Below are 25,363 nucleotides of genomic sequence, written 5' to 3' on the forward strand. Positions count from 1 at the left end.
TTTTATCGCTTCACTGTCATGTTTGATAGCGTAAGGAGCACCCCATGAGCATGGAACTGAAAAAGGCCATCGACCAGATCAGCAAAGACCGCGGCATTGACCGCGACTTGCTCGTCGATACCCTTGAAGAGGCTGTGCGCTCGTCTGTATCCCGGAAATATGGCGATATGATCGACGTTGAAGTCAATTTCAACGAAGAAACCGGAGAGATTGAAGTCTACCAGTTCAAGATCGTCACCGAAGAAGTCCTCAATCCGGCAAACGAGATCACCCTCGAAGAGGCTATCGAGCATGACCCCGGTGTGCAGATCGACGATGAAATAGGCTTCCGCCTGAATGTGGAAGACCTGGGGCGCATCGCGGCCCAGTCTGCCAAGCAGGTCATCATTCAGCGCATGCGCGATGCCGAGCAGGAAATCATTTACGAAGAATTTAAGGACCGCAAGGGTGATATCGTTTCCGGTATCATTCAGCGCCGTGACCGCATGGGCTGGATCATCAACCTTGGACGCACGGAAGCGCTCTTGCCCAAGGAGGAGCAGATCCCCAAGGAGCGCTTCAAGCGCGGAGATCGCATCCAGGCCCTGATTATCGACGTGCGCAAGGAAGGCCGCGGACCACAGGTTATTGTTTCGCGTTCGCACCCGGACTACATGGCTTCGCTGTTCAAGCGCGAAGTGCCTGAAGTCGACGACGGCATCATCACGATCATGGACGTTGCCCGCGACCCGGGCAGCCGCGCCAAGGTCGCTGTAGTGTCCCGCGACCGGGACGTTGATCCCGTGGGCGCATGTGTGGGCGTACGTGGTTCCCGTATCCAGAACATCGTGCAGGAGCTTCGCGGCGAACGCATCGATATCGTGGTCTGGAGCCCGGATATCGCCACTTATGCGGCCAAGGCCTTGTCCCCGGCCATGATCTCGCGGATTACCGTTGATGAAGACGAGAACCTGCTGGAAGTGGTTGTGCCTGATGATCAGCTGACGCTGGCCATTGGTCGCAAGGGGCAGAACGTGAAGCTTGCTTCCAAGCTTCTGGGCTGGAAAATCGACATCTACACCGAGACCAAGTACAGCGAACTCAACGCCGGGCGCGAACAGCTCGAGCAGCTTGCGAGCGTTGCCGAAATCTCGGTTGACTACTTCCTTTCCGCCGGTCTGGAAAACATTCAGCAGGTGGCTGAGGCAAGTGACGAATATTTGGCTGAGAATTTGAACCTGACTGAAAACAGGATCAACGATGTGCGCTCGGCCATCAATTTCCTCGGCTATGCAAGCACGCCTGAAGAGGTGGCTGCAGAAAAGGCCGATGCAGATGTGCCGGCGGACGAACAGCCGGAAGCCTCCGCCACGGACGAGGGCGAGGCTGATAAGAGTGATAATGAAACGGAGCAGAACTCTGAGCAGGCATAAAAGCAGAAATGAATGCAAACGGCCCGAGAGCCGTGGCCCCATCCGTTCTTGCGTCATTTGCAGACAGCGGATGACTAAAGACGTCCTCAACAGGTACGTCTGCCCCCGTCCCGGGCAGGGTGCTGCAGAGGACAAAGCCGCCTTGCGGCCAGTGCTGGACCCGGAGCAAAGACTGCCGGGCAGGGGCTTTTACATCTGCGACAATGCGGAATGTCAGGAACGCGGCGCGCGCTACCAAGGCTGGCGGCGGAAGTGCAAAGGGGTTGTGAAAGTATGACGACGGAAAAGATACGAGTCAAAGATCTTTCAGCGGAGCTGGGGGTCAGCAACAAGGATTTGTTGCAGGCCTTGAGAGAGCTCGACATTCAGGCCAAGAGCCATATGAGCATCTTGGATTCTGATGAGGTCGAGGAGATCAGGTCCAAGTTCAAGAACACCAAGACAAGGACCGAAGTGGTGCGCAAGGAAGTGCAGCCTGGCGTGATCGTGCGCCGTCGCCGCAAGTCCGTGCCCAAGCAGCCTGACAGCGCCGCAGTCGAAGAGCCTGTTGTAGAAGAGGACGAGGAGCATGAAGCGTTTGATGCGCCAGAGTTCGCTGCGGCTGAGCATGTTGAAGAAGCTCCTGCTGCTCCTGAGGCTCCCGAAGAATTTGAAGAGGAGGAAGCCGTTGCGGCTTCTGAAACTCCCGCTGCTCCTGAAGAGCCTGAAGAGGTATCCTCTGCCGCTCCGGAAGACGAACACGCTGCAGAACCCGCAGCCGCTGCACCTGAGAAGCCGGCAACTGCTCGCATAGTTGCAGCGCCTGGTGAAACTCTGCCGGGCGCCGCTGCAGAAGAGCCGGAAGCTGAACCAGAGGCCGCTACGGTGGAGTCCGAGCCCCAGGATGCCGTCGCCGCTTCTGATGCAGTTGCAGAAGATGCTACTGCCCAGAGCGCAGGCCAGAGCACAGACCAGCCCGCTGCAGAAGTCTCTGAAGAGGCGCCTGCTGCGGCCGACGTCGCACCCGCTGCAGAAGAGCCCCAGGATGAGGCGGCTTCTGAAGCGGCAGCGCCTGCCGCCGAAGACGGTGGGGCTGAGGCTGCGCAACAGGCCAAAGAGGACAAGCCTGCAGCAAAGAAGGCTCCCGAAGCCGACGCCGCCACCGCCGCTGAAGAAGGGGAGCGCAAGGATAAGAAAAAGCGCAAGAAGAAAGGGCCGCAGGCCACTGAATCTCAAGTGCGCATTATTTCATTGCCTGATCCGGCTACGGAACCGGCTGCCCCTCGCCCCAAAAAGAGCGAGCGGCCTGCACCTGGCGGTCGTCCTGCACCTGGCGGTCGTCCTGCACCTGGCGGTCGTCCCGCACCTGGCGGACGTCCTGCGCCTGGTGGTCGTCCTGCTCCAGGCGGACGTCCCGGCGCTCCGGCAGCGGGTGCTCCCGGCGCCCCCGGCGCCCCTGGGGATGATGCCGACAGCCGCGGCCGCAAAAAGCGCCGTAAGGACAAGCGCGTTGTAGAGTTTCCTCAGGGAGGTGATGAGGAAGGTCGTCGCCAGGCCAATATGCAGGCGAAGAAAAAGAAGAGCATGACCGTCAAGGACAAGACCGGCGGTAAAGCGCGTCCGAACAAGCGGCGCCGCGGCTTTCAGGATGATTTCCAGCAGTTTGCTCAGGAAAATCAGCAAACCACGCAACCGGTCAAAGCGTCCAAGCGTAAAATCAAGATAGATGAAGCCATTCGGCTCCAGGATCTGGCCCACCAGATGGGCATCAAGGCCCAGGCCCTTATCAAGGTGCTTTTCGGCCTCGGCGTGATGGCCACCATCAACCAGTCGCTGGATATGGATACGGCTACCCTGGTAGCTTCCGAATTTGGCTATGAAGTGGAAAAGGTCGGTTTCTCCGAAGAAAGCTACCTGCTGCCGCAGGAGGCCGACAAGCCGGAAGATTTGCGTCCGCGCCCTCCAGTAGTGACCATCATGGGGCACGTTGACCATGGTAAAACCTCCTTGCTGGACGCCATCCGCCAGTCCAACGTCACCTTGGGTGAAGCTGGCGGCATTACCCAGCACATAGGCGCCTACCATGTGAATACGCCCCGTGGCGAAGTGGTCTTTCTGGATACGCCTGGTCACGAAGCGTTTACCGCCATGCGCGCCCGCGGCGCACAGGTCACGGACATCGTTATTCTGGTTGTTGCCGCCGATGACGGCGTTATGGACCAGACCCGTGAAGCCGTGAACCACTCCAAGGCTGCCGGCGTGCCCATCATGGTGGCCGTGAACAAGATAGACAAGGAAGGCGCAGAGCCTGACCGCGCCCGCCGCGAGCTTTCCGAACTCGGATTGCTTCCGGAAGATTGGGGCGGTGAGACCATATTCGCCAACGTGTCTGCTAAGCAGCGCATCGGCATTGACGAGTTGTTGGAGTTGATCCTGCTGCAGGCCGAGGTCATGGAGCTGCAAGCCAATCCCGACAAGCCCGCCAGAGGCCGTATTGTGGAAGCCCGTTTGGACAAGGGACGCGGCGCAGTGGCCACCGTGCTGATTCAGGAAGGCACGCTGAAGCAGGGCGATTACTTTGTCTGCGGTCTGTTCAACGGGCGCGTGCGCGCCATGTTCAACGACCAGGGCAAAAAGGTGAAGGAAGCCGGCCCGGCCATGCCTGTAGAAGTACAGGGATTTGAAGGCGTGCCTGAAGCAGGTGACGAATTCGCCGTGGTCGAGGACGAAAAGGTTGCGCGCCGCATCGCCGAATCCCGCCAGCTCAAAGAACGCGAGCGGGCTCTGGCCAAGGAAAGCAAGGTCACTCTCGAGACCTTCCTCTCCCAGCGCCCCGGCGATGCAGAGGTCAAGACCCTCAACCTGGTGGTCAAGGCCGACGTGCAGGGCTCCCTGGAGGCCGTCAACGACGCGTTGACCAAGCTGTCCACCGACGAGGTCAAGGTCAATCTGATCCATGGCGGCACCGGCGCCATTTCGGAGAGCGATATTCTGCTCGCCTCGGCTTCTGAAGCCATCATCATCGGCTTTAACGTGCGCCCCACTGCGAAGGTCAAGGATGTTGCCGAGCGCGAGAATGTGGATATCCGCTTCTACGACATCATCTACAAGCTGGTGAACGAGATCAAGGACGCCATGTCCGGCATGCTTTCGCCGTTGACCAGGGAAGTGTACCTTGGCCAGGCGGAAGTTCGCGATACCTTCAGCGTTCCCAAGGTCGGCACTGTTGCGGGTTGTTTCGCCACTGATGGCAAGATCCTGCGCAATGCCGGTGTTCGCCTGCTGCGCGAAGGTGTTGTTGTCTACACAGGCAAGATCGCCTCGTTGCGGCGCTTCAAGGACGACGTCAAGGAAGTGGTCAAGGGCTACGAATGTGGTATCGGCCTTGAGAACTACAACGACGTCAAAGTCGGTGACATTATTGAAGCCTTTGACGAAGTCCAGGAAGCCAGGTCTCTCGATTAGAGCGACCCTGCTTTGCAATGGATGCGACGTTTTTATGTATATGACTGGAACAATGTATAATTGTTTCAGAGAAAGGCCTTGATTCAAGGCGATAAATCGCCAGGCTGCGTTGTCTTTGCAAGTTCTGCTCTCCGTGCGCATTTTGCTGAAAAAATGTAATATTGCTTCAGTACAAAAGCCGGAACAGCAGAGAGCCAAAGGCAACGCCGCCATGTCTCCTTTAGACGGAGGCACAGCCCCGGTGGCAGGGGCAGGGTGATTAGCCATGCATATCGGCGTGCTTACGATGGAATTCACGCTGCACGGCAATGATTCGCTGAAAGGGAAACGTAACGTTGCACAGAGCCTGAAGCGCAAATTGTGCAACAAGTTCAACGTCAGCGTAGCCGAGGTGGCGAATCAGGAAAGCCATACCAGCCTTGTGCTTGCCGCCGCCATGGTCGGCAGCGACTACAAGCGGGTAGAAAGCACCTTGAACAAGGCGCTATGCATGGTCGAGGCCATTACTCCGGAAGAGCTTACTTACAGCGACATCGAAATGATTTGAGTCGTATTGTCGCAAAGATGAGTGAATCATGTTTGGACCGTGTCAGGAAATAGCAAAGACCCTCGTGAACGAGGATGACTTCCTGGTGGTCAGCCATGAAAGCCCTGACGGAGACGCCATGGGCTCCACCGTGGCCATGGGCTGGATTCTGCAGAGCCTGGGCAAGCAATACATGCTGTATAACCCAAGCGGCCTGCCCGACCACTTCACGTGGCTGAATACACCTGCCAACATAGAACAGAAGATCGAGGAAGTGCAGCACTTTGCGCCCGGCCGGGTCATTGTGCTGGACTGCGGCGATCCTTTCCGCATGGGAAAAGAGTTGCTCAAGGTCGTTGATCCCAAAACGATCATTAACATGGACCACCATGTCGGCAACCCCATGTTCGGCTCTGTGAACTGGGTGGACATCAACATGGCTGCCGTGGGCGAGATGGTGGCCATGGTCGCCAAAGAGTTGGGCATCCCCTTGGCGGGGGGGCTTGGCGAGGCGATTTACCTGGCCGTTGTCTCCGATACCGGAAACTTTTCCTATGGCAACACCAAGCCCGAAACGCTGAAGCTTGCAGCCGAAATCATGCGCAGAGGGCTCAATATTGCCGAATTCAGCTCCAAGTATCAGAACCAATGGAAGATAGGGCGCATTCGCTTGTGGAGCGAAGCCATGCGCGACGCCGAGTTGCACGTTGATGAAAAAGTGATAGTGGTACAGGTAACTCGGGATTTGTTGGCGCGGCATGGCACCACCTCTGAGGACTGCGAGGGGCTGGTTGAATTCATGCGGCGAGTCAGAACCGTTCGGGTGGCCATTTCCATGCGCGAGGAACGTGACAACCTGATCAAGTTTTCACTGCGCTCCCAAGGCGCCGACAATGTGCAAAAGGTGGCCAAACGTTTCGGCGGGGGCGGGCACAAGAACGCCGCTGGCGGCATGGTGCCCGAGACCATGGAAGTCGCCAAGCAGCAACTCATCAAAGCTATCCAGGAAGAGATGGCCCTTTGAGACGAATCCGGCCGGCCCGGCAACCGGCCTGCCTTTAAGGAATACTATGCCTGAACAACAACATGGCGTGCTTGTATTGAACAAACCCAAGGGGCCTACTTCCGCAGGCTGCCTGGAGATGATCAAACGATCGCTGAAGCAAAAGAAAATAGGCCATGCCGGCACCCTGGACCCCATGGCCAGCGGCGTGCTGCTGGTGCTTTTGGGACAAGGCACCAAACTGGCCAGCTACCTTACCGAAGGTGGCAAGACATATTCCGGAACCCTGCAATTGGGCATAACCACAGAGACCTATGATATGGAAGGTCAGGAAGTGGTTGAAGCGCCCTGGGAGCATCTCGAGGCCGATGACGTAGCGGCCGTGGTCCGGGACTGGACCAAGATGACATCGCAGGTGATTCCCCCATATTCCGCAGCGAAGCACAAGGGAAAACCCTTGTACAAGCTTTCGCGGGAAGGTAAGGAGACTCCAGTCAAGACCAAGCCCTTGACTGTAACCCGGTCTGAGGTTCTCGAAATGGACCTTCCCGGGGTAAGCTTCCGCGTAGAGTGCGGCGCTGGCACGTACATCCGGTCCCTGGTCCACAGCCTGGGGATTCGGTTGGGGTGTGGCGCGGTGCTCAGTGCATTGGTTCGGGAGCATAGCCATCCGTTCGGTCTGGATCAGGCTTGGGAGTTGGACACGATCCTGAACGAGCCGGACGAACTGCCAGGGCGGGTAATGCCCCTGTCCGAGGCCTTGCCCCATTGGCGCAAGGTTGTCCTGGACGCCAAGGAAAGCCAGATGGTCAAGAACGGAACGCGCATCGAATGCGCGCCCGGTGCTGCCGGTACGGTTGTTACTCCTGGCGAACGGGCCATGCTTACGGAGCAAAGCGGTAAAGCCCTTGCTCTGGCAGAAGCCGCCATTACGGATGGCAAACCGGTGTGGGCCATACTCCGCGGACTTTGGTAGCCCGCGGGTCTGGTCAAGGACCGGCCCTTTTGTCATTGCCGCGAATACGCCAAAGCCGAGCGCCGCGGATCAAGACAAAAAGGCCTGACAGACGACATTAATTGGCAAGGAGGATACCGCTGTGGTCATGACGCCGGACGAAAAGGCTCAGATCATCGATGATTTCAAGACGCACGATGGCGACACTGGCTCGCCTGAGGTGCAGATTGCGCTGCTTTCTTCGCGCATTCAGTACCTGACCGAACACTTCAAAAGCCACGCCAAGGACTATCACTCCAGGACGGGGTTGCTGAAGCTGGTCGGTCAGCGTCGCAAACTGCTTAACTACTTGAAAAAGAAAGATGTTCAGCGCTACAGGGACATCCTGGGCCGCTTGAATCTGCGCAAGTAGGCAACCACGCGTCCTATACATCGGGGCCGCCGCATGCGGCGGCCCCGACTGCTTTTGGACGCCCCCTCTGGAAGCTTTCTCTCGCGCAATCTGGAACCCGGCCGACCCACTTATGGCGTCGGACGCGTACCAGATTGCGGGACCAGGAGCCTGACAGGGGGCAAACTACATAAGGAACGCTTATGAATTCTGCATTTTCTTTTACCCGGGTCGCCCAACCCGTAGGCGACATGGAAATTTCCATGGAGACCGGCCGCCTGGCCAATCAGGCCGACGGCGCTGTTTGGGTTCAGTGCGGCGGCACAGTCGTACTGGTGACCTGCGTTTCGCTCCCCATGGAGCGCGACGTGGACTTCTTTCCCCTGACCGTTGAATACGTGGAAAAGATGTATGCCGCCGGCCGCGTGCCCGGCAGCTTCTTCCGCCGTGAAATCGGCCGCCCCAGCGAGCGCGAGACGCTCTGCGCCAGGCTGATCGACCGCCCTTGCCGCCCTTTGTTTCCCAAAGGATTCCGTGACGAGGTTCAGATCATTGCAACGGTTCTCTCCTCGGACGCCGAGATCAACCCCGATGTTCTTGCCGTGAGTGGCGCCTCTGCCGCCCTGCACATCTCCGATATCCCGTTCCAGGGCCCCATTGCAGGCGCGCGCATCGGCTACATAGACAAAAAATTCGTAATCAACCCCACTGCGCCCATGCTCGAATCCAGCGAGCTGGACATGGTATTCGCCGCTTCTCGCGAGGCTGTGGTCATGGTGGAAGGCAGCGCCAATTTCCTGCCCCACGATCTCATGGCCGAAGCCATGGACTGGGCCCACAAGGCCATCGTTCCCATTCTGGACATGCAGGAAGAGCTGCGTGAAAAGACCGGCAAGCCCAAGGTCGAGTTTGTGGCTCCGGTCAAGAACGAGGCGCTTCAGGAAGCCGTGGCCGAGCTGGCCACTCCGGCTCTGGAAAAGGCTCTGTCCATCAAGGAAAAAATGGCGCGCCGTCAGGCCAAAAAAGACGTGAAGGTCGAAGTGCAGCAGGCCATTGCCGAAAAGGAAGAGTTTGCCGCTGAAGCCGGCAAGGTCGGCGAGATCCTTTCCGCCATGGAAAAGGAAATGGTCCGCAAGCGCATCAAGGAAGAGGGTGTTCGCCTGGATGGTCGTGACATGACCACGGTGCGCCCCATCGGTATTGATGTGAGCCTGCTGCCGCGTACGCATGGTTCCGCGCTTTTTGCCCGCGGCGAAACAAAGGTTCTCGCTGTCTGCACCCTGGGGAGCGGTCGCGACGAGCAGCGCATCGAAGGGCTTGCTGGTGACGAGAGCAAGAGCTTCATGCTGCACTACAACTTCCCCCCGTATTGCGTGGGCGAGATCAAAATGATGCGCGTGTCCCGTCGTGAGATTGGGCACGGTGCTCTGGCGGAGCGCGCCGTTACTCCGGTGCTGCCTTCCCAGGAATCCTTCCCGTATACCTTGCGCATCGTGGCGGAAGTCATGGAGTCCAACGGTTCGTCCTCCATGGCCTCTGTTTGCGGCGCCAGCCTGGCGCTCATGGACGCCGGTGTGCCCATCAGCGCCCCTGTGGCCGGTATTGCCATGGGGCTTATCAAGGAAGAGGACGAGTACTTCGTGCTGACCGACATCATCGGTGAAGAAGACGCTCTGGGCGATATGGACTTCAAGGTTGCAGGCACCGAAGAGGGCGTGACCGCATTCCAGATGGACATCAAGATCGCCGGTATTCCGCCGCAGATCATGCGCAAGGCGCTGGAGCAAGCCCGTGAAGCACGTATGCACATTCTGGGCAAGATGAACGAAGTGCTGGGCGCCCCCCGTGCAAAACTGCCTGACCATGCTCCCAAATATGAAGTGGTCACGGTCAGCCCTGACATCATACGCGTCATCATTGGCCCGGGTGGCAAGAACATCAAGGCCATCACCGCTGAGACGGGCGCTTCCATCGACATTGAAGATTCCGGCAAGATCGAAATCTTCGCGCCCAACGAGGAAGCCATGCGCTCTGCCAAGGAGCGTGTGCTCTACTATGACCAGAAGCCTGAAGTGGGCAAGATCTACGAAGGCCCGGTCAAGAAGATTCTTGAAATCGGCGTGTTGGTGGAAATTCTGCCCGGCGTCGAAGGTCTGGTGCACATTTCCCAACTGGATCTGGGGCGTGTGGAAAAGGTCACCGACGTGGCCAACCTGGGCGACACCATGAAGGTCAAGTGCCTGGAAGTGCTGCCTGATGGCAAGATGCGCCTTTCCCGTGCCGCTGTGCTGGCCGAGGAGCAGGGCATCGAGTTCAAGGATACGCCTCCTCGTTCCGGCGGTGGACGCCGCGACAACAACAGGGGCGGACGCAGCAATGACCGCAATGACCGCGGTGGCCGTGGCGGTCGCGGCGGCGACCGTCGCTAAAGATCAAGAAGGGAGAATACCAGGAAATGGGGCAGTAAGCGCTCGTTCCCGGTTTTCTACCTCTGCTTGAGAATACAGCCCGTGGAGCCGTTTGGCTTCACGGGCTTTTTGTGTGGGAGAGCGAAGACAAGACAATGGAGAATAGGGAGTTGGAAAGGTATTGGGCCGCAAGGCCCCGAAGTTTCGAATGACTCTCCCCCCAGGTGAAAAAAGCGACCAATTAGAAAATATGATGGAATCAATCTGGAAGCATAGAAAAATTAGACTGTACATTTAGCCTGTCTCGTGTTGAAAATGATTTTTATTCTCATTAACGACATCTGGAGACAGTCATGGAAAAAAGGTTGAGCGCCAACATATCAGACTCTGTTTCGGACACCCTCTTTATTCCCCTGTACATGCGCAGCTTGGAAACAAAAAGGGCGCATGGAATAATCAACGACCATAAAGCGTGTGAACTGGTCGAAAGCATAGATTATGATTTTGAAAAATATAACGAGTCGAAGATGTCTCAGATTGGGACGTCTATCCGGATTAGGCATTTCGATCAAGCGGTGACACGATTTGTCGCCCAAAAGGATAATCCGGTGGTGGTGCACATCGGCGCTGGACTGGACACACGCTTTTTACGGACATTCAAGGGAAAGGGAATATACTACGAGTTGGACCTGCCTGAAGTGCTGGATTTTCGACGTAAGGTCCTGCCAGAATCGGAGCACAATCCCTTTCTTCCCTACTCCATGTTTGATGCGGCATGGATGAAGTTATTGCGTGAAAGGCATCAAGAAGCGGATTTCATGCTCATAGCAGAGGGCGTGTTCATGTATTTCGATAAAGCGCAGATAAAGCCGCTGGTGCAGGCCATGGCTGAAAATTTTGACTCCTGTGCAGTTCATTTCGATGCGTGCTCCTCTTGGGGAGTGGCAAGAAGCCACAAGCACGATACTGTGAAAAAGACCAATGCCAGTTTCAAATGGGCGCTCGATGACGACAGGGAGTTGGAACAGTGGGCAGCAAATATCCGGTACGTCGACACGACATATTATTTTTCTCAGGAGTTGCGTCGCTGGGGGGTGGTGGGCATTATCGGAAACATACTCCCGAGCATGCGAAAGGCCTTTAAGATGCTTCATTATGAGATAGCTTGAGCAATTGCAGAATCTGATGATAAGCCTTGGGCCGTGGAGAGAACGCGCCCCGTGTCTCAAATCTCGGGGCGGCTGGGGGACCTTCGGAAAATACCGGTGCCCTTGGCGCAAGTGGGTAGCACTTAGGATGATGATCTGGGGACGCAAAAAAGCCACCCCCTGTTACGGAGCATATCCGTAAAGGGCTGGCGGGAAAAAGAACGAGAGCGCAGTGTCAGCTGTTCAGGTCCAAGTCGTCGCGGATGAGATTCTCGGCAATCTTGCGGGAGTCGACTTCGTACTCGCCCGCCGCGATCTTTGCCTTGAGCATCTCGACCTTGTCGCTACGTACGTCAGACGTATTGCTGGCTACCTTGAAGGCCTCGGCGCGCAGGCTGGCCTCGTCGGAAAATTCGACGTGGTCGCCTTTGGAGCTTTGTGTCGCCCCGGTATCGCGCTTTTGCCTTGCCTTGTCGCCCTCGGCCTTGTCGAGCTTTGTACGCTCGTAAGGATTCAGGCCCGTAAGGGTATTCTTTATTTCCATAATCTCAACTTCCCTTCAGGTCAGAGACTACAACATGGTCTCGTTGACCTTATCAAGGGTTAATTGCCACAAAGTGTTCATAATCTGCATTCGCTCCTGGGATGTTACCTCCTTTGGACCGGATGACGTTTGCTTGAAAATGTGCAAATCGGGCTGCTCGATGGGGTATTCAAAGAGCAGTGAAGCATCGAACGCCTTTTCCAATTCTTCGCGAATCTGCTCCACGATGGGGCTGTTGCTCCCCGACATCAGTAGATTCTCGACGATTTCTCTGGCAACGCGTTCTACCAACGCATGCCTTTTCGCTTCACGAGCCGCAGGATCCTCGCTTGTCACCCCCCGACCCATGGAACGATTGTAGCGGGCCAGCCGGCGAGCTGTTACTAGCTGCCTGTCGTATTGCAGCAGCATGTTGCGTAGGTAATACGGCTTCATCGTCACGGTAGTTTTCCCTCTCGTCTGTCTTATCGGTAATTCGCAGGAGGACTTTAGGGGGGGCGGTGAAATTTTTTGTATTTGGCAGGGGCTTGCAACATTCCGTTTTTGATGAAAATGTTGCGCCCTGAAGCATTGAGTGAAAAAATAATCGGCCCAGATGCATTTGCTGCCGGGTCGGGGAGGAGTTGTCGTGTTCAAAACCGTTCACCCCCTTGTGCTTGCCTCCGGGTCGCCCCGGCGTCGCGAGCTGCTGGGGTCCCTTGGTGTGGCCTTTGCCGTTCGCCCCAGTCCTGTGGAGCCCCCACCATATCCTGGCGAGAATCCGGCAGAGTACGCCATGCGCGCCGCAACCGCCAAGGCAGGCGATATAGCGCGCCAACTCAAGGACGAAACGCCCCTTCCGTATATCATAGGGGGGGATTCCGTTGTCGTGGCGGCAGGCAACATCCTGGGCAAACCTGCAGATACCGATGACGCCCTTGCCATGCTGGAATTGCTCTGCGGCCAGGAGGCCCCTGTCACCCACCAGGTAGTCACCGGTGTGTGCATATGCAAGGCCGGAAAAGAGGGCGCCAATGCAGAAGAGAGTATGCAATTCAGCGTGAGCACGGATGTGACCATGACGCCCACCCCCCTTGCGGTGCGAAAGGCCTATGTGGCGACCGAGGAGCCCATGGACAAGGCCGGCGCCTATGCCATCCAGGGCGTGGGGGGCTTTCTGGTGCGCGAGATCAAGGGTTCGTACTCCAACGTCGTGGGCCTGCCCCTGGCGCGTGTGCTGGAGGTGCTGGTGGATTGGGGGGTAGTGGTGCCGAAGCAGGGCTAAAAATTCGTATATTCACGGGGCGCCAGGCGAAATTCCCACGGAATCCCCACCGGGGGGAGCACCAGGGGAAAACTGGGTAGTCCCACACAACTCCCCATCAAGCGAATGACAAGGTTAATGACTACGGATAGTTACAGCTAAAAATGTCTGATCAATGTGATTGGCTTGCCATTGGCAGAGGTGGTGGAGGTGTTGCTGGAATGGGGAGTCGTGGTGGCTCCTAAGGTGAAATAGAGTGCGTTTCTAGAGAACGTTCCAATCCTTCCTTTCCTCAAGAGGTTGTATGGATATAACAATCCCAGACAAAAATGATTACCCCAAACTGATAACAATATGGGAAGCTTCCGTTCGAGCAACGCATGATTTTCTGAAAGAGGAAGATATTGATTTATTACGACCGCTGATTCTTGAACAGTACTTTGATGCGGTGGAATTACGATGCGCAAAGGATCAACGTGGCGGGATTCTCGGATTTTGCGGCGTTGCGGACAACAATCTTGAAATGTTGTTCGTGTCACCGGAGAGCCGAGGACAAGGAATCGGCTCCGCTTTGTGCCATTATGCCATTGAAAACATGCATGTCACGACCGTTGACGTAAACGAACAGAATCCACAAGCAATTGGGTTCTATAAACACATCGGATTTTTGATTATAGGTAGGTCGTCAAAGGACGGACAAGGTAAGCCCTACCCATTACTACACATGAAGCTGGGCTGAAGCTTGCTTGATGTTTTTGCGAAAAGGATAACGAGACATGCACGCAAGTCCCCACAGGGCTGCGACTGGCGAAGTAAAAGCCAATTGGCAACAGTATGTTACCAGCTAGGTCTTCTGCTAAGATCAATTGCGACTAATCTACATGCATGCTACTAGCCCCTGGAGGAGTAAATACCTCTCCATAGCTATGGGGAGGTCAAATAGTAGCAAACCCGAAGGAGATACTCATGGCAAACTGTTGCGACATGAAACCAGGCGATGTTTTTTACTGTGAAAGCTGCGGGTTAACACTGAAAGTAGAAACAGCATGTACCTGCGCCCCTGGCGGTGAAGACTGCTGTTCGGTTCCTCTGACCTGTTGTGGCAAGGAAATGAAAAAAAAGTCCTAGATCATATTGCCTCATGGGGGCGTGCAGACTCCCCAGAGACGAATTTGGCGGGAACGGTATGCAATGGTGGCGGCTCAAGGGGTAACCCTGGGTCGCCTTTTCATAATGGAAGACTCCAACACAAGTGTCCACCGGGTTCCTGCAGATGAAGGAAGAGGAGGCTTGTTGCCACCGTCTCATGTCGCTGCTAAGTGAGCGTGTCAACAAGATGCTGAATATCTTACGGAAAGCTATACTGTTTGCGCTTGCGTTTAGAGCATCTCAATGAAGAGAACGCGATTGGGCAGGGCCTTCAGCAGTTCCCCCTCTCTGGCTAGTCAATCATCCGTGAGCTGTCTTCCCGTTGTATGCCCTCGTTCTGCTCTTCGACCTGCCTTATGCGCCGCATACACCCCAACGAGCCCCGTCAGGAGTCGCTCAAACATCCACTTGCTGAAGATTGCCTGCGACTCGACCCGTTGCCCCCCGCAGAAGTTATGAACAAGGGAGTGACGTCAAGGCTGAAAGCAGCGAGCAGTAAGAAATGCAAGGCAGAGGGGCCGTTAAACGCTACCACACACTTGCAAGGTCATTTGACCCAGATGTATGCGCATGGTTTTGCCAGATGTGCCCATGCTCCCCATTTTATCACCAAAAAGCACCCTTGATGCATGACCGATTAACAGAATATGTCCTAATTTAATAGGAATTGTCTCCGTAGCGCCACCGGTGTTTCCCAACAGAAAACTTTCTCATTCAGGACGTATGCTTGGACGCACTGGAAACAACAACGGGAGGATATCGTCATGCAACCAATCGGCCCTTTAATGCACGAGCACCGCGACATTGAACGAGTCATCACCCTCATCAGGGGGGAGGTCGAGCACTTGGCTGCCGGGAAGAAGCCAGAGCCCGAACGCATAGAAGAGTTCATCTTTCTGATGCGGGGCTTTGCAGACGCCTGCCACCACGGAAAAGAAGAGGACATTTTATTCCGTGACCTTGAAAAAAAGGATCTCAGCGAACAGCACCGCCGCATAATGGAGGAACTCGTTCAGGAACACGTGGAGGCCAGGGAGATGGTCCAGAAGCTCGAAGAATCCAACAACGAACTCAAATCCGGCAAGAGCACTGCTGTCATGGACATCAAGGCCCAGCTCAAGCGTATCGCCGACCATTACCCCGGGCACATTGTAAAGGAGGACAAGCATTTTTTCTTCCCCTGTATGGAGTACTTTAGCGAAGACGAACGGGACGCAATGCTCGAGGAATTCGACGAATTCGAGCAGAACATGCCTCATGAGGACTACCTCAAGCGTATTGAAAACCTTGAAAAAGGGCACGTGTCTCCTGCCTGATTCACACCAGGCAGTGTCTACCCCGGCGCCCCCTGCCTGCAACGCGGAAGGGTAAGGATATCCGGCTGCGTACACCCCGGGTAATCCCAAAAAGTCACCGCATTCCAAGTTCCCACGGTGGGGAGCATCAGGGGGGGCTGGGCAGTCCAACACAATTTCCCTTCAAAGGTGTGTCAAGGTGAATGACTACGGATAGTTACAGCTCATGCCCTCTGAGCGACTTCGTCGGCTTGCCCCTGGCGCGTGTGTTGGAAGTATTAATCGAGTGGGGGGTGGTGGTGCCGGGGGAGGGCTAAGAAAAGATACATTTGAGGTATTTTCATTAGCTGCTTGAGGCAAATTCCCCACTTAGTTGCCACACCACTACGTCTGGTGAAGTAAGAAGTCATTGAAGACAAGCGATTTATTTTTTAGCAAAACACACTTTGGAATGCCTTTTTCTACGCACTAGGAGCGCATCGACAACAAATCCTAGAGAAACGAGCTGTTGGAACATGAGAATGTAATAGCCCTCGAGACACATAAGCGTTGAACAACTCACATTGCCGAGTATAAGCCAAAGGTATCCCTGTTGAGAGTCTTGCGCCATCATATATGTTCCAAGAAGAAAGCCTGCTGCGATGCCTAGTTCGAAGATTTGGCTGACGTCGGTGAGTCCACCGTACTCGTAGAGGCTCAAAGCAAGCCCTCCCAGGACAGATATTTTCGCTAGGACGTCCAGCCACTTTGGCTCTGATCCATATCCAGACCAAGCAATAATCAGCCCCGTTATCATGGCCGGTGCACCACCAGATTCCACCGCTGCCGCTATCCAGTTACGCTCAGACACAAATACTATTACCCAGGCCGGGAGCCCGGCCAAATAGACAGCCCATGACCTGATGCGCCAGATTTTCCGACCAGCAACACCGCCTGTTCTTTCCGCTCTTGAAAAGAAAACCTTGTTCAGGAGATAAAAAAGCCCTCCCCAGATTTGAAGCAGAATTTCTATCAATCGCCAGCCTTCTTTTTAGAAAACAAAATCCGATTGTAGTAATTTTCAACAAGAACAATTGCCGGCAACCGTCCCTTGAGTCCAGCGATAATGGCTGATAACGCTAATCGAATAATTCGATTACGGAGGTGTTGGATGGATTTGGGCAAGCTTAAGACATTTAGAATGGCGGCGGTTCTGCTGAACTTCAATAAAGCAGCCGAAGTCCTTAACATTGCTCAGTCAACGGTATCTACGCAAATCCGTTCTTTGGAAGACGAGCTAGGTGAGCTGTTGTTTAAAAGGGTACATAAAAAAATTATGCTCACCGAAGCGGGCGAAGCAATGCTGTTTTATGCGGACAAAATGTTGAATCTTGAAAAAGAAGCACGAGACAATATCTCAAACAAAGCTTGTCCTACTGGAACGCTCAGACTTTTAGCTCCCGAAGCAATTGCTGCCAACTACCTTACACCTTTGATTAAAAATCTGTTAATATCACATCCAAAGGTGAACTTTGACATTAGCAATTGTTCACTGAGTGGCCTTGAGAATGAACTCAGGACGGAATCAATTGACCTCGCATTTATCTTCTCCAGTCATATTGATTCGGCATGCTTGAAATCAGAAGTGATCATGCAAGTAGAGTTTTCAATGGTGACTAAAACAGATTCAAAGCTTGCAAAAAAGAAGCGTTTAGACGTTTCTGATTTGAACGAAAAGATATTACTACTGCCAAAGGCTGGATGTGGGCATGGTCTTATGATCAAGCAGATGTTGGGATTGGATATTGCAACCCCATCTTCCATCATGGAATTTACAAGCATTGAAGCGATCAAACAGTATGTTCTTGCTAATGACTCTATTGCCATCCTGCCGAAAGTTTCGATTCAAAACGAAATGTTGCAACAAAAACTCATTGAATTGGCATGGATGAATGAACTAACCATGGATCTGATCATGGTTTGGCTCAAGCAGCGAACTATATTCCCTCTGCTAAACGATTTTATGATTTTAGGCAGACAGATGAAAAGGTTCTGTGATGGCGACAGGGATGTTTACTCGTAGAGCTGGCGCGGCTCCCACCCGGGGCTCCATGGGGGCTGCCCCTGGCGCGTGTGTTGGAAGTGTTAATCGAGTGGGGGGGGTGATGGTGCCGGGGGAGGCTAGAAAGATGGTGTGCTCGCAGTATTATCCAGGTAAAATCTGGAGTAACCCCCATTTTGAACGGGCACTGGCTGGACGAGAAGCTCCGGATCGTGGAGACGTCTCCCCCGCCAGGGATGCGTGTATCCTCTGTGACCCGCAAGCAGTGGATCGATCCAGAAAAAGTGCTGTACACGAGAAGGAGGTATAATGAAATACACAGGGGCATGCCTGTGCGGCAAGGTCGCTTTTGAGGTGGAAGGGGATTTTGATAATTTTTTCCTTTGTCATTGCGAACGCTGCCGTAAGGACACCGGTTCCTCCCATGCCGCGAATCTGTTTTCCTCCACAGCCACGTTGAGATGGCTGGCAGGGGAAGAGGAAGTGCGGACATTCAACTTCAATGCAACGGGGCATATCAAAAGTTTTTGTAGCACGTGTGGATCGGCTCTTCCAAATATTCAAATGGAAGGAGCCCTTCTTGTCGTTCCCGCGGGCAGCCTCGACACTGATTTACCGATCAGGCCGGATGGCCACATTTTTATGGCAAACAAAGCCAACTGGGACTACGAACTGGAGAGTGTGCCCACCTATGACCGGCTTCCCGGAGAGAGTGAAGGGTGAGCAAGGGGATAGCACGTTTGCTGCATGGGCATCGGCAGTAGGAGGCGTGTGGGGGGGCAGCAGGTGGAGGCAGGGCAATTGGAGACATAGAACAATTGGAGCTTCAAAATGGCCTATATGGATACCATCCCGGAAATTAGAGGCTTTTTGGAAGGTGCGGACCACGTTGACATTACGCATGCGGATTCCGTCACGTCCATGCGTGAGTTCATAGCCGCCGCCTTATCCTACATGCCTGGCTGGATGAAGGCGCTTTACAAGGTCAGAGCAGTATTTGTTCGACTGCTGGGCATGAAGCAAGACGGCTATCCAGGAGCTGACAGGGTCAGCCCAAAGGACGTTATCTTTGCGCCGGGTGATATGGGCAGTTTCTTCAAAGTGAAGGGCGGGGAAGAGGAACGCTACTGGATAGCTGGCGCAACCGAAAAACACCTTTCCGGATACCTCGCCATAGCCGCGGAACCGTTGCCTGACGGAATGAAGCGGTTCCACGTGGCGACCATCGTTCACTATCGACATTGGACGGGCAGAGTCTATTTCAACCTCATACGTCCGTTTCATCATGTGGTTGTATGGGCCATGGTGCGCCATGCAGCCAGGCAGGGCTGAAAATCGCACATTTGTGGTATTTTTCAGGGGCCCCCAACCTGGTTTTCACTTGGTAGGGAGAAGCTGAACAGTCCCAAAGGATAAAATAAAAAACGCCTGGAACCCACAAGGATCCCAGGCGAATAATGACGAATCAGGTATTGTGAATGAACGCTACCAGCGGGCGCGTTCTACACGAGGTCTTGCTTCGTTGACTTTGATGTTGCGGCCATCAAAGGATTTTCCATCCAGATTCTGGATGGCTTCCAATGCGCCACTGTCATCCATCTCAACAAAACCAAAACCACGTGGGCGACCAGTCTCACGATCCTCGATCAATTTGACGGAAGTCACTTCGCCATAAGCTTCAAAAGCTGAGCGGACATCGCCTTCATTCGTGGACCAGGTCAAGTTGCCTACATAAAGATTCTTGGACATTCAATTCTCCTAAAAAAAGTAACTCAAAAATGGCTCCCGTGCGCCAAAAAAAAGAGCAATGTACGGAGTGCGTACACTGCTCCTCGACGTATCTTGTTGTAACTACAGCCAGTTCTGGTCACAATTAGACCGCGCCTACACGGGTGCGACTGGCTAAGTATTTTATAATGTCCTTTTCTCCAATCGAAGTCAAGGACTATTTTCCAGAAAAAGATTGCTGATTTTACGTGGTGCTGCACACTAGAAGTATAAAAGGATGCCCCACACAATTTCCTACCAAGAGAATGCCAGGGGCAATGGCTATTGCTATTTATGGTAGGAACTCGTTGACTGCGTCGTAGGGTTGCCCCTTGCGTGTATATTCGAAATCTCAATGTATTAGGGCGTTAGTGTTCCAGTGCAAAGCTGGGAAATCTTACATTCGCGGTATTTTCCACCAAAAGTTCCAACTGATATTCTCCACTCAAGGTTGTTTTGCGCCACAGCCAAAAAATAAACTTGATTGAGAACACTTTTCTAATTAGTGATAATTTAAGACTACTTGATGCATAAATACAATACAATGTCAGAAATTCTCCACGTTAAGACCATCGTTCTCTTTTTGGCAATGGGAAACTCTGTTGCTGCAATATTAGTAGCATTTGCAATGTATAAGCGCACTTTGCGCTATGATTCGCTGTTTGTAGTGAGTTTGGCTTCTCAAGGTATAGGATGGACTCTTATCCTTCTCCGAAACATTATTCCGTTCATGATTTCTTTCAACGTAGGAAACAGTCTTTATGTATGTGGTGTGGCAGCAGGATGTCTTTGTCTTTCGTCGCTGGCATTTCTTATTTCACAGAGATATACATTTTTTTTCAGCATAGCAGCGATTATTCAAGTGCTCCTAATATGGACGCCCGGTCTTACTGTTGCGTTTAAAATTTCATTATCATCAGTATTGCTTGGAATTACTTATGGAGTTCCTTCGATTTGTTTGACTTTTTATGCTTCCAGGCCTTCTCTGCTCCAAAAAATGACAGGAATTATACTCGGATTGTGTGCTGTTTTAACAAACCTCCGAGCAGGATTCATATTCTTTTGGGCCGATTATAATCTTGCTGATCCAAATTTTTTGCAGATAGCAACATTGCTTGTACAGGCCTTGGCTATGATAGTCGTTATCACGGGCTACATCCTTACGCGTTGGGAATTTCTCTACCAAGATATGACCCGTCTGGCATCAATCGACAACTTAACTGGAATCCTGAACAGAAGAACGCTCATTGAATCTGGCGTACAGGAGTTGATTCGTTCGCGACGATACAATCACCCCTTGGCATTCCTCATGGTTGACGTGGATTATTTTAAGACAGTCAATGACACCCATGGCCACCATGTTGGGGATTGCGCCCTTAAAGCGCTAACTTCTCTCGGCACGGAAGTTCTGAGGAAAACGGATTTGTTTGGGCGTTTGGGAGGAGAAGAGTTCGCAGTCATTTTGCCTGAAACTTCTCAAGAGCAGGCGATTGTGGCTGCGGAACGTTTGCGAAGTGAAATCGAAAACATGGAAATCCAGATCAATCAGCAAAAATTGCAGATTACCATCAGCATCGGCATGACAATGCTGCAGGCCAAAGATGAAGCAATCGAGAAAATCATGCAGCGCGCCGACGCTGCCCTTTACAAGGCCAAAGGAGCCGGACGCAATAGAGTCGTTTTGGAGTGAGCAACTGTCTCGGTTTTATTGGCTATCTGTGGTTTTCGCTTTAGAATGAATGCAATGGTTGATCAGTCTCGTCGACGTGCACCATGACGTCTGGTCCGCTGTCCACTGGCTTCTATGCCACGCGAAAATCCGATGCGCCATGGGATCGGGCCAGGCTCCCAAAATACAGGCACAGCAGTTCATGACTGTCGCCCATGTACAAGTACTGCAGTTCATGGTTGGGCAGGTGCTGCAACTCGGCGACAGGTATCTGAGGCGGAAGGACAAGTGCAATGTTGGGGGTGATGTCCTCTATCCTGCGTAAGAGCGCGTCCGCGGGCGGTGCTGTTGTGGAATCAATGAACCTATGGACGTGTTCGCTCCCAGTTATGTTCCAATCCGGGTCGAGAAAAGCCGCGTCTATTGTAGGTAGCTCTCTGGTAATGCGATCAGCCATTATGCATCCGGATAGAAAAACCACCTTTTCAGACAATCCAGCTTTCTCGACATTGTCCTTCGCCATCCCCTGGATACGGTCATCAATATCAACGGTATATACTTTTTGTGCTGCACGAGCCAAAGCAATAGTGGTAAAGCCTGCCCCTGTGCATGTCTCCAGAACGGTCATGTTGGCAATGCGGGATGCAAAGTGCGCCGTGAACCGGTGATCGATGCCCATTATGAAGGCTCTTGCATCGGCGCGGTAGGCATCTCCGAATTTTGCTTGAATTGCAGCAGAGTTCATAGGCAAAACCCCTAATAGTACGTCTTTGTTCTGGCGCATAGCATGTGTACAAGAGGGGGGGCAAGCGCATAAAAGAATGGCAGGGGTGCACGGAACAGAGTCCATGAACAACAAACGGGGTGTTCCGGTATTTACGCCAAATGCACCGGGTACGTATACAACTCTCCCAGCGGGGTTGGTTGCTGTAAGGCAGTTGCTCGGGTATAATGATTCATAAAGCTATAGTGTCCGATGGAAATTATACGCTGCATGGGCGGGGACGCCTGTTTACATAGTATTTTACTCAAACGTACAGGAGGTTTTGATGAGAAGAGGGTGTCCACGGTGTGAGCAGCTCCCTGATTCACCGCCAGAATCAGGGGTGTTGTATCTTGCTCCCCCTATTGAAGAGTCACGAGAGGCGCTGGCGTCTTATCTTTCGCAGTCGGGAATGCCGTATTCACAAATTACTCAGGGATTATTTGCAATACACTACAGTGAAAACGACCTTGAACGATTTTGCGCTGATTATCTCTGCAATGTAAGTCAGCTTGAAATGCAGGACACAAAGACGATTATTCTGGAGGAAGGATACGAACCCACAACAACAGACTTCATTAAAATGCAGCAACTATCATCACTTGTTGCACGAATTGAAGGCACATGGCTCATTGATGTTTTGCGAGAAGAGAGAATCACCGCCTTTTTTCAACCAATCATAGAAGTCGAAAATTCAGATACAGTGTACGGATATGAATGCCTTTCCCGTGGTATTTCACCGTCAGGAGAATATATTCCCCCAAGCAAGTTGTTTGGAATCGCCAGATCCGCAGATCTTCTTTTCAACCTCGACAGGACATGCCGGCTTTCTGTGATACGAGACGCCGTTGCGCAAAATATACAGAATACAATATTTATAAATTTCAATCCAACAGCGATTTATAATCCGGATTATTGTCTGCAAACAACACTTGCTGCGATAAAGAAAGCAAAAATACCTGCGGAGCAAATTGTTTTTGAAGTTGTAGAGAGTGAAGATATAAAAGATACGGATCATCTGGTTAACATCCTGGATTTCTACCGCAATCGTGGATTCAAGGTTGCTCTGGATGACATGGGGGCAGGCTACAGTTCCTTGAACCTGCTTTCCAAGCTGAAGCCGGAGTTCATGAAACTGGATATGGAGCTTATCCGCGACGTAGATAAGGACGACTATAAAGCCACCATAACCAAGAACCTGATACAACTGGCCAAGGATCTTGGCGTGCTTTCCATTGCTGAGGGCGTTGAAACCATGAGCGAATGGGAGTGGGTGAAGTCCCATGGCGCCGATTTTGTGCAAGGGTATTTGTTTGCAGAGCCAGCCCCCACGCCGCCAGCTCCGAAAAAGTTATAAATACAACATGCTGGACGTAATCTGGTGCAAGACTATGTGCGAAGTGTAGCGCCTTCGCTATTCATGATTCCATGTGCAAAAAGAAGGGCCCCTGGCGTTGCCAAGGGCCCTTTGTGATTTGTGACGCCTGATTATGCTGCGCAAATTTTTCTGGCAAAGGCCACGGCTTCTTCCTTGCGTGCGTCCCCCAATTTATCAGGGGTGGAGCAGCCGCCCACGAAAAATTCGCCAGCGTTTATGGTCATATGGGGCTTTTGCAGCCGTTGGTAGGCGGTGATGGCTTCCTGGGCGTTGTTTTCACGTCCGCCGCCCCCTGTCAGCACCAGGGCCTGCTTGCGCCCCTCTATGAGAGAAGCGTGGCCTGGCTGGTGGTAGTTGACGTAAAAGGCGTAGGTGCGGTCGATGACTGTCTTCAGCTGGGCGCTGACACCCCAAAAATACAATGGGGATGCGTACACCACGAGATCCGAAGCGGCCATTTTCTCCAGGATCTCCGGCACATCGTCTTTCTGAACACAGCCTATGACGTCAGGCTTATTCTTGCACTTGGCGCAGGCCAGGCAGCCGTTGATGTTTTTGCCCACAAGACCAATGGTTTCGACATCGTGCCCCAGTGTGGTCATTTCTTCCTGCATCCAGGCAATCAACTGGGCCGTGTTGCCATTTTTTCTGGGACTTCCTTGCAGTATGGTTATCTTCACAGGTTGCTCCTTTATTTTCACAATAGTTTTTATCAAGCAGTGGAGGGCTTTGGGAAAAGCCTGAGCACGGTAGCTGTCAGTTCGTCGGCAAAGGCTACATCTACAGGGGCGTGGCCTGTGAGCAGGCGATACCACATGGCGCCAAAGATGATATCCACCAGGATTTCCAAATTCTGCTCGGGGGGGATGTCTCCGCGCTCCACGCCTTTTTGCAAAAGAGCGCGCAGCACGGCGCGGCGTTTGGCCACAAAGAGTTCCTGAAAACGTTTGCGAAATGCCTGGTCTGTTTGCGCTTGGGCCATGAGAAAGCGAAGGTGGACCCCAGCGCCTTGGTTTATCGCCTGCATGGATTGGCGCAGGAATTCTTGCAGGCATTGGTGGAGGGACGCGTACTGCGGAATGGCTATGGTGGCGTCTGCCTGACTGCGCAGCGCGTCCAGCACGATATCAGCCAGTGAGGGCCACCAGCGGTAAATGGTTGGTTTGCCAACCCCTGCACGCCGGGCAATGGCCTCGATGGTCAGGCCTTTGCCATCGTTTTCATGCAGCAGTGCATGGGTGGCGCCTAAAATGGCTTCGCGGGCTTTTTCGCTTCGGGGGCGTCCGGTCTTGTTCATATCTGTTCACGTTACCTTCCCCCCCCTTTTGCCATGCTTGACAAGGTGAGGCAAGTTTAATTACGTTACGTCTCGTAATGAAAATAACAACTGCACAAAAGCAGTACAAGCAGGCAGGTATGTGCAATGAAGCTCCGTGGACTCAAGCTGGTCAGTTTTTCGCCCACTGGCACAACAAGGGCGGTGGTCAAAGCCATAGCAAGCGGTATTGGCGTATCCCGCATGGATGAAGTGGACATAACGCCCCCTGCAGCACGAAAAAAGTCTCTGGTCCTGAATGCGGAGGAGGCGTGCATCATCGGCGTACCCGTTTACATGGGGCGCGTTCCAGACATTTTGACCCCATGGTTGCAATCCATTACAGGGGGGGGCGCTCCAACAGTTTGCGTCGTTGTCTACGGCAACCGCGCCTACGAGGACGCCCTGCTCGAACTCAAAAACTTTGTGACGCAATGCGGCTGTTTATCAGTAGGGGCGGCTGCATTCATCGGCGAGCATTCCTTCGCCAGTGCGCAGGCGCCCGTAGCTTTGGGACGTCCGGAACAGGGGGATTTACACCTGGCGGCGGATTTTGGCAGGCGTGTGGGGGAAAAAATACAAACCGCTGCTACCTGCTCTGATTTTGCGGATTTTACCGTGCCGGGAACGTATCCATACCGCGGCAGCACAACCCTTTGGGATGTTGATTTCATAGCAGTAGACGCAGGGTGCGTGCAGTGTGGGGTGTGCGCAAAAATCTGCCCCGTAGGCGCCATCGCATCGGACAATAGCGCGGTAATTGATACGGTGAAGTGCATAACCTGCTGCGCCTGCATCAAGCGATGCCCGCAAAAGGCAAGAAGCATGAAGCCCGGGCCAGTGGTAGATGCCTCCAACAGGCTGCAGTCCCTTTATAGCGAGCCCAAACAGCCGGAATGCTATTTGTAGCAG

Annotated in this window: 25 protein-coding genes; 18 read left to right on the forward strand and 7 right to left on the reverse strand. The window is 53.4% G+C overall.

Annotated features, from left to right (window positions below; all coding sequences use genetic code 11):
- Positions 1–44 precede the first annotated feature (44 nt).
- The 9 genes from nusA to ACZ5EH_RS08480 all read left to right on the forward strand — a co-directional run bounded on the left by nusA (position 45) and on the right by ACZ5EH_RS08480 (position 11,308).
- The gene (nusA, locus tag ACZ5EH_RS08440; protein ID WP_464277677.1) at positions 45–1,412 is read left to right on the forward strand and encodes a transcription termination factor NusA; all 1,368 of its coding nucleotides are present in this window, start codon (positions 45–47) and stop codon (positions 1,410–1,412) included.
- A complete protein-coding gene (locus ACZ5EH_RS08445) occupies positions 1,381–1,689 on the forward strand; it encodes a DUF448 domain-containing protein (protein WP_464277678.1) in 309 nt (102 codons plus the stop codon). Before nusA ends, ACZ5EH_RS08445 begins: the two co-directional genes overlap by 32 nt.
- Complete coding sequence (gene infB / locus ACZ5EH_RS08450; protein WP_464277679.1) at positions 1,686–4,856, forward strand: translation initiation factor IF-2; 3,171 nt, start codon at positions 1,686–1,688, stop codon at positions 4,854–4,856. The genes ACZ5EH_RS08445 and infB overlap by 4 nt, the downstream gene beginning before the upstream one ends.
- A gap of 265 nt (positions 4,857–5,121) precedes the next feature.
- Positions 5,122–5,403 (forward strand): DUF503 domain-containing protein, encoded by a 282-nt coding sequence (locus ACZ5EH_RS08455; protein ID WP_464277680.1) that lies wholly within the window; start codon positions 5,122–5,124, stop codon positions 5,401–5,403.
- A gap of 28 nt (positions 5,404–5,431) precedes the next feature.
- Positions 5,432–6,406 carry a DHH family phosphoesterase gene (locus ACZ5EH_RS08460; RefSeq protein ID WP_464277681.1) on the forward strand — a complete coding sequence of 325 codons (975 nt, stop codon included), beginning with the start codon at positions 5,432–5,434 and terminating at the stop codon, positions 6,404–6,406.
- A 46-nt stretch (positions 6,407–6,452) separates the two neighbouring features.
- Complete coding sequence (truB, locus tag ACZ5EH_RS08465; protein WP_464277682.1) at positions 6,453–7,361, forward strand: tRNA pseudouridine(55) synthase TruB; 909 nt, start codon at positions 6,453–6,455, stop codon at positions 7,359–7,361.
- Positions 7,362–7,482: 121 nt separating this feature from the next.
- Positions 7,483–7,752 (forward strand): 30S ribosomal protein S15, encoded by a 270-nt coding sequence (gene rpsO / locus ACZ5EH_RS08470; RefSeq protein WP_464277683.1) that lies wholly within the window; start codon positions 7,483–7,485, stop codon positions 7,750–7,752.
- A gap of 182 nt (positions 7,753–7,934) precedes the next feature.
- The gene (gene pnp / locus ACZ5EH_RS08475) at positions 7,935–10,160 is read left to right on the forward strand and encodes a polyribonucleotide nucleotidyltransferase (protein ID WP_464277684.1); all 2,226 of its coding nucleotides are present in this window, start codon (positions 7,935–7,937) and stop codon (positions 10,158–10,160) included.
- A 332-nt stretch (positions 10,161–10,492) separates the two neighbouring features.
- The gene (locus ACZ5EH_RS08480) at positions 10,493–11,308 is read left to right on the forward strand and encodes a class I SAM-dependent methyltransferase (RefSeq protein WP_464277685.1); all 816 of its coding nucleotides are present in this window, start codon (positions 10,493–10,495) and stop codon (positions 11,306–11,308) included.
- A 214-nt stretch (positions 11,309–11,522) separates the two neighbouring features.
- Here the strand turns inward: ACZ5EH_RS08480 and flgM are convergent, their stop codons facing one another.
- Together flgM and ACZ5EH_RS08490 are read right to left on the reverse strand one after the other, a co-directional pair.
- Positions 11,523–11,831 carry a flagellar biosynthesis anti-sigma factor FlgM gene (gene flgM / locus ACZ5EH_RS08485; protein WP_464277686.1) on the reverse strand — a complete coding sequence of 103 codons (309 nt, stop codon included), beginning with the start codon at positions 11,829–11,831 and terminating at the stop codon, positions 11,523–11,525.
- Between the two features lie 27 nt (positions 11,832–11,858).
- Positions 11,859–12,266 carry a DVU0524 family FlgM-associated protein gene (locus ACZ5EH_RS08490; protein WP_464278283.1) on the reverse strand — a complete coding sequence of 136 codons (408 nt, stop codon included), beginning with the start codon at positions 12,264–12,266 and terminating at the stop codon, positions 11,859–11,861.
- Between the two features lie 193 nt (positions 12,267–12,459).
- Between ACZ5EH_RS08490 and ACZ5EH_RS08495 the strand changes: the two genes are divergently transcribed.
- The 3 genes from ACZ5EH_RS08495 to ACZ5EH_RS08505 all read left to right on the forward strand — a co-directional run bounded on the left by ACZ5EH_RS08495 (position 12,460) and on the right by ACZ5EH_RS08505 (position 15,539).
- Positions 12,460–13,095: a Maf family protein gene (locus ACZ5EH_RS08495; RefSeq protein ID WP_464277687.1), complete on the forward strand. Its 636-nt coding sequence runs from the start codon at positions 12,460–12,462 to the stop codon at positions 13,093–13,095.
- A gap of 283 nt (positions 13,096–13,378) precedes the next feature.
- Positions 13,379–13,813: an acetyltransferase gene (locus tag ACZ5EH_RS08500; protein ID WP_464277688.1), complete on the forward strand. Its 435-nt coding sequence runs from the start codon at positions 13,379–13,381 to the stop codon at positions 13,811–13,813.
- Between the two features lie 1,174 nt (positions 13,814–14,987).
- Positions 14,988–15,539, forward strand: a complete 552-nt coding sequence (locus ACZ5EH_RS08505) for a hemerythrin domain-containing protein (RefSeq protein ID WP_464277689.1) — start codon at positions 14,988–14,990, stop codon at positions 15,537–15,539.
- Positions 15,540–15,942: 403 nt separating this feature from the next.
- Here the strand turns inward: ACZ5EH_RS08505 and ACZ5EH_RS08510 are convergent, their stop codons facing one another.
- A complete protein-coding gene (locus tag ACZ5EH_RS08510) occupies positions 15,943–16,533 on the reverse strand; it encodes a hypothetical protein (protein ID WP_464277690.1) in 591 nt (196 codons plus the stop codon).
- A gap of 135 nt (positions 16,534–16,668) precedes the next feature.
- Here ACZ5EH_RS08510 and ACZ5EH_RS08515 point away from each other — a divergent pair, with 135 nt between their 5' ends.
- The 3 genes from ACZ5EH_RS08515 (at position 16,669) to ACZ5EH_RS08525 (ending at position 18,891) form a co-directional block, all read left to right on the forward strand.
- Positions 16,669–17,580 (forward strand): LysR family transcriptional regulator, encoded by a 912-nt coding sequence (locus ACZ5EH_RS08515; protein ID WP_464277691.1) that lies wholly within the window; start codon positions 16,669–16,671, stop codon positions 17,578–17,580.
- A 288-nt stretch (positions 17,581–17,868) separates the two neighbouring features.
- Complete coding sequence (locus ACZ5EH_RS08520) at positions 17,869–18,282, forward strand: GFA family protein (protein ID WP_464277692.1); 414 nt, start codon at positions 17,869–17,871, stop codon at positions 18,280–18,282.
- A 108-nt stretch (positions 18,283–18,390) separates the two neighbouring features.
- Positions 18,391–18,891 carry a DUF2867 domain-containing protein gene (locus ACZ5EH_RS08525; protein ID WP_464277693.1) on the forward strand — a complete coding sequence of 167 codons (501 nt, stop codon included), beginning with the start codon at positions 18,391–18,393 and terminating at the stop codon, positions 18,889–18,891.
- Between the two features lie 153 nt (positions 18,892–19,044).
- Here ACZ5EH_RS08525 and ACZ5EH_RS08530 read toward each other — a convergent pair whose 3' ends face one another.
- Entirely contained in the window at positions 19,045–19,308 is a 264-nt protein-coding gene (locus ACZ5EH_RS08530; RefSeq protein WP_464277694.1) for an RNA recognition motif domain-containing protein, read from the reverse strand.
- A gap of 544 nt (positions 19,309–19,852) precedes the next feature.
- Here ACZ5EH_RS08530 and ACZ5EH_RS08535 point away from each other — a divergent pair.
- Complete coding sequence (locus ACZ5EH_RS08535; protein WP_464277695.1) at positions 19,853–21,016, forward strand: GGDEF domain-containing protein; 1,164 nt, start codon at positions 19,853–19,855, stop codon at positions 21,014–21,016.
- Between the two features lie 112 nt (positions 21,017–21,128).
- Here the strand turns inward: ACZ5EH_RS08535 and ACZ5EH_RS08540 are convergent, their stop codons facing one another.
- Positions 21,129–21,740: an RsmD family RNA methyltransferase gene (locus ACZ5EH_RS08540; RefSeq protein ID WP_464277696.1), complete on the reverse strand. Its 612-nt coding sequence runs from the start codon at positions 21,738–21,740 to the stop codon at positions 21,129–21,131.
- Between the two features lie 304 nt (positions 21,741–22,044).
- Between ACZ5EH_RS08540 and ACZ5EH_RS08545 the strand changes: the two genes are divergently transcribed.
- Positions 22,045–23,115: an EAL domain-containing protein gene (locus tag ACZ5EH_RS08545; protein WP_464277697.1), complete on the forward strand. Its 1,071-nt coding sequence runs from the start codon at positions 22,045–22,047 to the stop codon at positions 23,113–23,115.
- Between the two features lie 131 nt (positions 23,116–23,246).
- Here ACZ5EH_RS08545 and ACZ5EH_RS08550 read toward each other — a convergent pair whose 3' ends face one another.
- Together ACZ5EH_RS08550 and ACZ5EH_RS08555 are read right to left on the reverse strand one after the other, a co-directional pair.
- Positions 23,247–23,816 (reverse strand): flavodoxin family protein, encoded by a 570-nt coding sequence (locus ACZ5EH_RS08550; protein WP_464277698.1) that lies wholly within the window; start codon positions 23,814–23,816, stop codon positions 23,247–23,249.
- 32 nt (positions 23,817–23,848) lie between these two features.
- Positions 23,849–24,433: a TetR/AcrR family transcriptional regulator gene (locus ACZ5EH_RS08555; protein WP_464277699.1), complete on the reverse strand. Its 585-nt coding sequence runs from the start codon at positions 24,431–24,433 to the stop codon at positions 23,849–23,851.
- A 126-nt stretch (positions 24,434–24,559) separates the two neighbouring features.
- Here ACZ5EH_RS08555 and ACZ5EH_RS08560 point away from each other — a divergent pair, with 126 nt between their 5' ends.
- Positions 24,560–25,360: a ferredoxin gene (locus ACZ5EH_RS08560; RefSeq protein ID WP_464277700.1), complete on the forward strand. Its 801-nt coding sequence runs from the start codon at positions 24,560–24,562 to the stop codon at positions 25,358–25,360.
- Positions 25,361–25,363 lie beyond the last annotated feature (3 nt).

This window comes from Desulfovibrio biadhensis (genome assembly GCF_055388615.1).